Raw genomic sequence first — 6,784 nt, forward strand, 5'->3', positions numbered from 1 at the left:
TCAGTTGGACGCCACGCGGGCCTCGCCCGCGCGGGCGGTGCGCGCGCCGCCGGCGGAAGGGATCTTGAAGACCCAGACCATGCCGCCCTGCTCCAGCAGGTTGACCTTCTTGGCGACCTCGCCGCCCCACAGCGGCACCGCGCCGCCCCAGCCCGAAACCACGGCCACGTACTGCTCGCCGCCCTGCTGCCAGGTGACCGGCGGCGCGACCACGCCCGAGCCGGTCTGGAACTCCCACAGCACCTTGCCGGTCTTGGCGTCGGCCGCCTTCAGGTAGCCCTCGGGCGTGCCCCAGAACACCAGGTTGCCCCCGGTGGTGAGCACGCCGCCCCACAGCGGCGCACCGTTCTTGATCTCCCATGCGATCTTGCCGCTCTTGGGATCGATCGCGCGCAGCGCGCCGATGTAGTCCTCGTTGAGCGGCCTGATGGTGAAGCCGGAGCCGAGGTAGGCCGCGCCCTTCTTGTAGGCCACCGGTTCGTTCCAGATGTCCATGCCCCATTCGTTGGCGGGCACGTAGAACATCTTGGTGTCGGGGCTGTAGGCCATCGGCATCTGGTTCTTGCCGCCCAGGAAGCCAGGCGCCGCGAAGACCGAGCTGCCCTTCTTGCCGTCGCCGCCTGCAACGGGATCGCCCGGGCGGTTCTCGGCCACGTAGTTCGGGCGGCCGGTCTTCAGGTCGATGCCGTTGGCCCAGGTCGTCTTCCTCACGAAGGGGAAGGCGTTGAGCAACTGGCCGGTGGTGGCGTCGTTCACGTAGAAGTAGCCGTTGCGGTCGGCCTTGCCGCCCACGCGCCGGCCGTCCATGTCGAAGGTGACGAACTCATTCACGCCGTCGAAGTCCCAGCTGTCGCTGGGCGTGTTCTGGTAGTGCCACTTGATCTGGCCGGTCTTCACGTCGATGGCCACGGTCGAGCACGAGAACAGGTTGTCGCCCTTGCGCAGGTGGCTGTTCCACGGCGCCGGGTTGCCGGTGCCGAAGTAGGCCAGCCCGGTCTTGGGATCGAAGGTGCCGCCCAGCCAGGTGGCGGCGCCGCCGGTCTTCCAGAGGTCGCCCGGCCAGCTCTTGTTGACGGTGCCCGAGACGCCCGCCTCCTTCTTGTTGCCGTCGTTGTCGTAGGTGTAGCCCATGTGGCCTTCCACCGTGGGGCGCGACCACACCATGCTGCCCGTCCTGGCGTCGCGTGCCTCGACGCGGCCGACGATGCCGAACTCGCCGCCCGACACGCCCGTGAGGATCAGGCCGTTGGCGATGATCGGCGCCGCGGTGGCCGAGTAGCCGGCCGCGTAGTCGTCGATCTTCTCCTTCCAGACCACGTCGCCGGTGTTCTGGTCGAGCGCCACCAGCTGCGCGTCGAGCGTGGCGAAGATCACCAGGTTGTCGTACAGCGCCGCGCCGCGGTTGACCACGTCGCAGCAGGGCATGATGCCCTCGGGCAGGCGGTGCTCGTACTTCCACAGCTTCTTGCCGGTGGTGGCGTCGAGCGCGTAGATGCGCGAGTACGAGGCGGTCACGAACATCTTGCCCTTGTGGATCACGGGCTGCGCCTCCTGGCCGCGCTGCTTCTCCCCGCCGAAGGAGAAGGCCCATGCCGGCGCGAGCCGGGACACGGTGCCGGTGTTGACCTGCTTCAGCGGCGAGTAGCGCTGGCCCTGGGTATTGACCCCCCAGGTCAGGACGTTGCCGTTCGCCGTGGCTTCGGACTGGATCATCTTGTCCGTGACTTGCGCGCCGGCGCCGCCGGCCGCGGCCAGGCCGATGGCCATGAGCGCGTTCAAGAGCTTCAATTGCATGGATGTCTCCTCGTGGGTGTGGATAGCGGCTCGGGCGTGCCATGCGGGCATGCCTTCACGGGAGTCAAGGGCAATCTCCATGCCACGCGCGATGCGGGCTTCCAGGGGCTCTTGCGCGCATCGCCCGGGCCGCCGGGCGCGGGTTTTCCCGCTGCATTGCTACAAGGTCGAACAGCGCGCGGGGCGCAACCGTTGCATCACGGCGCAGTGAATCGCCGGAAGGCGCCGGCCGCGCAATGGCCGCCGATTGAGCGCCAAGGCCGCCCGGCTACCTACCAGACATAGGGAATGAGGCGATGACGCACACGGCTTGCGTATTCGTTGTAGCCGGGAAGATCACGGCGCAAGATCTTTTCCTCATCAAGAAGTCGCCAGATCAGCACCGGCAGGACGAGCGGGAGGAGGCAGATCGTGAGCCACGAGCCAAGTGCGAGCGGCATGCCGATGAAAAGCCAGAGCGCGCCAGCGTACATAGGATGACGCACATGGGCGTAGGGGCCGCTGTCGATCACCTTCTGGTCGCCCGCGACGCTGATGTTGGCTGCTGCATAACTATTGACCTTCAGCACCCAGAAAATAAAGAGGAAGGACGCCACGATCACGATGTTCCCTGCAAGGGACATGTAGGCGGGAACCGGCGAGACGCCAAATCGATGATCGAGTGCGGGCAGGATGATGAAGATGAAAAACGCGAGGATGATGAGCGACACAATGATCTTCTGCGGCCACTCTTTCTCATGCTGCGGTCCGGCATTCATGCGGCGCTCGAGCAGCGGCCTGTCATGAAGGGCAAGATGGACAGTGAAGCCGATGGTCGAGAGAGAAAAGACGGCGACAAAGAGCCAGCCTTGCCAGTATTGCCACGTGCCCGCGGGCAAGAAGATGAAGGCAACGAGAACGGCCATTCCCGCAACCCCTTGCGCGATGACTTTCTTGTAGAGCGGATCCATAGACAGTGAATGGTATGTCCGGCGTTCCATTGCGCAACAGGCGGCTCAAGTACGATGGCACGCTGATGCATCTACGAGATCGGAAAGATGTGGTCAGAAGCCTCTCACTGTCAGCTTGGGGTCGACCGTCCGGACTTGGTCAAGTTCTTCGCTGTGCCCCCGGGATTGCAAGTTGTCGTGGACGGCGCCCGAACCGGCGTGCTTGGGGCAAGTGGCGAGTTGCAACAGGTCAAGGGGTCGTACCTAGGCGAACTGAACAAACTCCGGCAACAGCGCGCGTCAACAGATCAAGCTTCCGGAGGCTGAGACCTGCTATCGCCAATTAGAGGATATTCGATGAGCCATGCGAAACGATGCATATAACGCGAAAAACACGATTCCTCATTCCGCTCAAAGCGGCTGGACGCTAGGCTATATCGGCATCCCTTGGCCTGGCCCTTGGCCCAAGCTGAACGGCGACTTTTTGCCACAGATCCCACGGGTTGGCAGGTTGGGATTGCTTGGGAAAGCGATGGGCCGGCGCTCATACCGATTGAAGGGCCGTGCGAAGGACGCTGGGGCGTCTTTCAAATTCGCTTCCCGCTGCCTGTGATGTCGGAGGACGACTTAATAACGAACTTCCATCTTGTCCTGCCGCTGTTGAAAAGGGAGCGGGCTCGCTTACCCTAGGATGAATCCGTGGCATCCGCTTCGGGACCAATGGAGCAGCTGCGGCAGGTCTTGGCCACAACCGGAAATTGATGACGTGACCTCAGAGCCCTCCTCGTCAACTCACGTTGTGCATATCAGCGCCGCGGCGCGTCGTCCTGCGTACTGGAAAATCGCGGCGCATCTGTGGGGACCCGGCTGCAATATCGACTCCGACGGAAACAGCCGAACTCCAGACGACGAGGAGTGGACCGAACTGACGCTGTCTCTTCGCGGTGAGCCCGGGCAATCCGTTACTGTTGACCCAATCGCTGGCCAGCCCGCAACCTTGGCGATACGGTCTTCTGACCCTGCATTAGCCGAAAAAGTTGTGGCGTTCCTCGATGGCAGTCGCCGGGAGCCAGCGGCTACAGTCGGCCAGAACCAGACAGTCGTCCCGAACTGAATTCATGACTGCGCGAAGAAGAGACTTTAGCGTTCGAGCTTTTGCAGCTCTATGCATGCTTTGGCTGTTGCTGTTTTCAGCAGTCAAAGCCCAAGCAGATGAAGCTTGTCCTTCCCCGACGGTTCTTCTAGGCACTGAAGACGTCCAAAAGCTGGCTCGTCTCCTCGGTGAAAGCGGCCGCATTCACATACCAATCTGTACCGTAGGCTTCGTCGAAGTTGCGGCGGCGGGCCGGCCGCTTTGTAGAGCAGGAAAGTCGACGGAGGTCACGCGAATCGGTGTTCAGATCCGAGCCGAGATCGACCGCGCTTTCGGTGCCGCGTTTGTCGTACGCAAAAATGGCTCTGCCCGAGAACTCGCGACAGACGTAGTTGGCGAGCAACTGCTTTAGGCAGAAAAGTCCAGCCTACCCCCCTCACTTCGCCGCTTCATAGAGCTTGAAACGAGCTTGGGGCTATTTCAAACCGTCGATGGGCGACTGGTTGCCAATGCGCGGCCAAATTTTTCGGACCCGACCACTTTGGTGTTTCAGATTTTCGATCTCGCATCCGCCAAGAGGCAGGAAGTGCCGTTTGCGTCCTGTGCGATCGAGATGGGCCTATTTCGCTAGAGGTCTATTACGGCCAACATCGGACATTTGCCAGCACCCTCAAGCCATCGCATTGCCGCATTCAAGCTGACCTCGATCAAGAATCAAATGTTTCATCGAACTGCAGTACTCATCCTGACAGCGTGCCTCGGCTTATCGGCGCACGCCGACCCGAAGCCCAGCCTTGCCTACGATGACGGATTCGTTTGGTACTTGTCCGGTCGCCTCGCGGCCGACCTCATCCCATTCCAGGCAATCGCGCGTGCCCAGCCACAACCGGAGGGAGAGGTGGCGGCTCAACGTGCCGATCTTGAGGTGCTCTATCACCGCTATCTCATCGACTGCAAAGGTCCGCTTCCAGAACTCGCCAAAGTGCTTGGGGAATCAAAACTGGAAAAGCCGGCGACGCCTACGTCCTACCTCGCTATCGCGGGCAATAGGGAGTACGAAATTTGGCCCATCCTCCGGCGATGGAACGACACTGTCATGCTGACCCTCGTTGACACATATGCAAAGGGCAACTACGGAATCTCGCCGGACTGCGTCCTCGAAGAGTTTCGGAGACAGAATCCGTTGGCCGTACCGTCAACAAAATGACGTCTACAGTCGGCCAACAGCAGACATCCGTCACGGTTGTCCAGCTTCTTCGCTGGAAGCGCACGGCTAAGATAGGTCGTCAAGAGGGTTATGAAGTGATTTATCGGTTGAGTGCGGCCTATTTGAGCCGCTTGGAAAGCGAGCGGAACTCAAAGCTTTTCTATGGCTACGCGATTGCTTCCGCGATCTGCGCTATATCGATATGGCAATTCGGCCTCTTGGCGGCGCTCATCGGCGCCGCGGCTTTCGTTGTCGCCGCGGTCTACCACCAGAAGCTCAATCAGTTCCATGTCCTCAAGGTGGCGGCGGCGCGGCATATTGAAGTCGAAGTTCTCGCGCATCAGCTCGTCTACCGGTCTGCAGTCGGTGAGCAACGCATCAGACTCGATCAACTGCAGTCGGTCGAGCAGTCGTCAAAATTCGAGCCCATAAAATTGGTTCTTGCGGGCGCGCCGCCGCTCATGCTGGATGGCCTGCACGATGCAGACAAGCTCGTGGAGGAGCTTGCCGCATATGTTCGATGAAGGCAGCACACGGCCAACAGCGGAAGTTCAGGGCAACCGCTCCATAGCAGTGTCTAGTTCAAGGGGAACATGAACAAAATCGATGACTATCGATCTCTCCTGGAGTGGTACCAGAAGGGTCTCTACACATGGGCCGAGGTTGGAGGGCAGACCTTCCGGCTTCTCTACTCGAGCGATGACCGCAGAGCATTTTGGGACGCGCTTGAACCAGATCATCGTGAGCGGTTGACTGAGGTTCTGATGGCATTCGATGAATCCGCAGAGCCATTCGCAATCAAGGCAGACTCGATCCAAGTCTGGCGCGAGATGACGGATCTCAAGGCATGGCTCCTGGCTCAGTGCCGGCAGAGCAACTTACGGCCGATACCAGACATCCAAACAGCACCTCCAATTTCGCCCACGAGCCAGCCGCATGACCAGCTACATCAGTCTCCGAGACCGAAGGTTTGACGTCACGTCCGCTGTGGTTCAGCAATTCGATGGCCTGTGGAGCGTGGAGATTGAGACGGCGCCGAAGGAATTCGATGGCGAGCTCTGGGCGCCTAGGCTGTATCACCAGGGCCTCCAGCTAACGACGCATCCCGGTGGCAGCTTGGAAGGCGCGAGCACTTCATGGAGGAGAAAATCGGATACCGACTACCCTCATCCCGAACTGGGATTGATGTACGTGTTCGGCCATCATGATGTGTACGACACGACCTTGGCGTTCGGTCGCGCGGACGCTGAGCACATCGAACTGGTCTGGGATGGGCTTTGCGACGTATTCTGGTCTGGCAACTTCACCGAGGCCGTGCCCTTTGAGTGCCGCTGCGTCGCATCGCTGCGCCACGGCTGAAGGCAGGATGCGGCCACAAGCAGACATCGGGATGAGTGGAATGGTTAGATACAGTCGGCCAGAATCAGACCTCCGCCCAGAAAGTTGAGCATGAAGCCTGACCCGCGTGAAGACGAATGGCAAACGCTGTATCGCTCCCTAGGCGCGACGCTATCGCGGTTTGGCGAAGAGGATGCCTACGGCAACGGTGATTACTGGATCGTCGACGACGACTATGGCGATACATCCCACAAGGTTTGTGTGTCGCGGCTCGCGTTCATTACGCCGTAATAGTCCGACGAAGGCCGTCCTTGCCTGATGTGCAAGCTGCGGGAAGCATCTGACCCGAATCGCAGACCCGCTTGGAGGTGTGCGCTAAGAGGAGATGGTGCACACCATGAAGAGCGAGCAAGACCCAGAGAA

At 60.6% G+C, this 6,784-nt stretch carries 7 protein-coding genes; 4 read left to right on the forward strand and 3 right to left on the reverse strand.

Going from position 1 to position 6,784, the window contains the following annotated elements; translation table 11 throughout:
* The 3 genes from AC1DMS_RS03305 to AC1DMS_RS03315 all read right to left on the reverse strand — a co-directional run bounded on the left by AC1DMS_RS03305 (position 1) and on the right by AC1DMS_RS03315 (position 4,219).
* Positions 1-1,794 (reverse strand): PQQ-dependent methanol/ethanol family dehydrogenase, encoded by a 1,794-nt coding sequence (locus AC1DMS_RS03305; protein ID WP_015866265.1) that lies wholly within the window; start codon positions 1,792-1,794, stop codon positions 1-3.
* A 272-nt stretch (positions 1,795-2,066) separates the two neighbouring features.
* Positions 2,067-2,744, reverse strand: coding sequence for a methyltransferase family protein (locus AC1DMS_RS03310; protein ID WP_015866264.1), 678 nt, complete (start codon positions 2,742-2,744; stop codon positions 2,067-2,069).
* A 1,220-nt stretch (positions 2,745-3,964) separates the two neighbouring features.
* A complete protein-coding gene (locus AC1DMS_RS03315; RefSeq protein WP_041945824.1) occupies positions 3,965-4,219 on the reverse strand; it encodes a hypothetical protein in 255 nt (84 codons plus the stop codon).
* Between the two features lie 255 nt (positions 4,220-4,474).
* On the opposite strand from AC1DMS_RS03315, the gene AC1DMS_RS03320 reads away from it, so the two are divergent.
* The 4 genes from AC1DMS_RS03320 to AC1DMS_RS03335 all read left to right on the forward strand — a co-directional run bounded on the left by AC1DMS_RS03320 (position 4,475) and on the right by AC1DMS_RS03335 (position 6,652).
* Entirely contained in the window at positions 4,475-5,023 is a 549-nt protein-coding gene (locus tag AC1DMS_RS03320; protein ID WP_150106909.1) for a hypothetical protein, read from the forward strand.
* Entirely contained in the window at positions 5,020-5,547 is a 528-nt protein-coding gene (locus AC1DMS_RS03325; protein ID WP_244883658.1) for a hypothetical protein, read from the forward strand. Before AC1DMS_RS03320 ends, AC1DMS_RS03325 begins: the two co-directional genes overlap by 4 nt.
* Positions 5,548-5,959: 412 nt before the next feature.
* Positions 5,960-6,382 carry a hypothetical protein gene (locus tag AC1DMS_RS03330; RefSeq protein WP_015866261.1) on the forward strand — a complete coding sequence of 141 codons (423 nt, stop codon included), beginning with the start codon at positions 5,960-5,962 and terminating at the stop codon, positions 6,380-6,382.
* Between the two features lie 90 nt (positions 6,383-6,472).
* On the forward strand, positions 6,473-6,652 hold the full coding sequence (locus AC1DMS_RS03335) for a hypothetical protein (RefSeq protein ID WP_478180638.1): 180 nt from the start codon (positions 6,473-6,475) through the stop codon (positions 6,650-6,652).
* Positions 6,653-6,784 lie beyond the last annotated feature (132 nt).

It is taken from the genome of Variovorax sp. 05T418 (genome assembly GCF_056396385.1).